The following is a 2,500-nucleotide window of genomic DNA, read 5'->3' as shown; positions in this document are numbered from 1 at the left end:
ATACTAAAATCGCCCTATTCAGACTCGCTTTCGCTGCGGCTCCGCATCTTCTGCTTAACCTTGCATGAAATCGTAACTCGCCGGTTCATTCTACAAAAGGCACGCCATCACCCATAAATGGGCTCTGACTACTTGTAGGCACACGGTTTCAGGTTCTCTTTCACTCCCCTCCCGGGGTGCTTTTCACCTTTCCCTCACGGTACTGGTTCACTATCGGTCACTAGGGAGTATTTAGCCTTGGGAGATGGTCCTCCCTGCTTCCGACGGGATTTCACGTGTCCCGCCGTACTCAGGATCCACTCAAGAGGGAACGAAGTTTCAACTACAGGGTTATTACCTTCTATGACGGACCTTTCCATGTCTCTTCGTTTACCCCGTTCCTTTGTAACTCCATATAGAGTGTCCTACAACCCCGGAAGGCAAGCCTTCCGGTTTGGGCTGGTTCCGTTTCGCTCGCCGCTACTCAGGAAATCGCGTTTGCTTTCTTCTCCTCCGGGTACTTAGNGTCCTCCCTGCTTCCGACGGGATTTCACGTGTCCCGCCGTACTCAGGATCCACTCAGGAGGGAACGAAGTTTCAACTACAGGGTTATTACCTTCTATGACGGACCTTTCCATGTCTCTTCGTTTACCCCGTTCCTTTGTAACTCCATATAGAGTGTCCTACAACCCCGGAAGGCAAGCCTTCCGGTTTGGGCTAGTTCCGTTTCGCTCGCCGCTACTCAGGAAATCGCGTTTGCTTTCTTCTCCTCCGGGTACTTAGATGTTTCAGTTCCCCGGGTGTGCCTTTCTTACCCTATGGATTCAGGTAAGAATACTGCTCCATTACGAGCAGTGGGTTCCCCCATTCGGAAATCTCCGGATCAAAGCTTACTTACAGCTCCCCGAAGCATATCGGTGTTAGTCCCGTCCTTCATCGGCTCCTAGTGCCAAGGCATCCACCGTGCGCCCTTTCTAACTTAACCTATTGGCGTACAATAAGCTCGCTTCTTCCACGCCAATCTGGCGCTTCGAATCAAGTTCAGCTTATTTACTACCAGTAAAAACTTACTTAATTTTACTCGGTGTTTTGACGCAAAAATTTGCCTTGTTGCTGTTATCTAGTTTTCAAAGAACGAAGTTGAGAGATTACACTCTCAAAACTAAACAAAACAAATACCATCAACGTTTCATATATATCCTTAGAAAGGAGGTGATCCAGCCGCACCTTCCGATACGGCTACCTTGTTACGACTTCACCCCAATCATCTGTCCCACCTTAGGCGGCTGGCTCCAAAAAGGTTACCCCACCGACTTCGGGTGTTACAAACTCTCGTGGTGTNTAACCTATTGGCGTACAATAAGCTCGCTTCTTCCACGCCAATCTGGCGCTTCGAATCAAGTTCAGCTTATTTACTACCAGTAAAAACTTACTTAATTTTACTCGGTGTTTTGACGCAAAAATTTGCCTTGTTGCTGTTATCTAGTTTTCAAAGAACGAATTTCGACAAATGATAAGCTTCGAATTTCTTTGTCAGCTTCACTCACTCAGATCCTCACGTGCATTAGCACGCTCCGGTCTTCGTTCGCTTGCTTCCTCGAACTTCTCGCTTCTAATTTGTCTCTTATATTGAGAGATTACACTCTCAAAACTAAACAAAACAAATACCATCAACGTTTCGTATATATCCTTAGAAAGGAGGTGATCCAGCCGCACCTTCCGATACGGCTACCTTGTTACGACTTCACCCCAATCATCTGTCCCACCTTAGGCGGCTGGCTCCAAAAGGTTACCCCACCGACTTCGGGTGTTACAAACTCTCGTGGTGTGACGGGCGGTGTGTACAAGGCCCGGGAACGTATTCACCGCGGCATGCTGATCCGCGATTACTAGCGATTCCGGCTTCATGCAGGCGAGTTGCAGCCTACAATCCGAACTGAGAATGGCTTTATGGGATTGGCTCCACCTTACGGTTTCGCAGCCCTTTGTACCATCCATTGTAGCACGTGTGTAGCCCAGGTCATAAGGGGCATGATGATTTGACGTCATCCCCACCTTCCTCCGGTTTGTCACCGGCAGTCACCTTAGAGTGCCCAACTGAATGCTGGCAACTAAGATCAAGGGTTGCGCTCGTTGCGGGACTTAACCCAACATCTCACGACANAAAAGGTTACCCCACCGACTTCGGGTGTTACAAACTCTCGTGGTGTGACGGGCGGTGTGTACAAGGCCCGGGAACGTATTCACCGCGGCATGCTGATCCGCGATTACTAGCGATTCCGGCTTCATGTAGGCGAGTTGCAGCCTACAATCCGAACTGAGAATGGCTTTATGGGATTGGCTCCACCTTACGGTTTTGCAGCCCTTTGTACCATCCATTGTAGCACGTGTGTAGCCCAGGTCATAAGGGGCATGATGATTTGACGTCATCCCCACCTTCCTCCGGTTTGTCACCGGCAGTCACCTTAGAGTGCCCAACTGAATGCTGGCAACTAAGATCAAGGGTTGCGCTCGTTGCGGG

2 rRNA genes (1 of these 2 cut by a window edge) are annotated in these 2,500 nt (G+C 49.5%); both read right to left on the bottom strand.

Annotation, left to right across the window (positions count from 1 at the left end):
* Positions 1–964, bottom strand: a 23S ribosomal RNA gene (locus GD441_RS05555); it reaches 3,427 nt to the left of the window's first position.
* A gap of 709 nt (positions 965–1,673) precedes the next feature.
* Positions 1,674–2,500, bottom strand: a 16S ribosomal RNA gene (locus GD441_RS05550); the annotation flags it as partial.

Source organism: Peribacillus tepidiphilus (genome assembly GCF_009466385.1).
In the GTDB taxonomy this organism is placed as follows: domain Bacteria; phylum Bacillota; class Bacilli; order Bacillales; family DSM-1321; genus Bacillus_BN; species Bacillus_BN tepidiphilus.
This window is presented reverse-complemented; position numbering and strand designations above follow the sequence as displayed.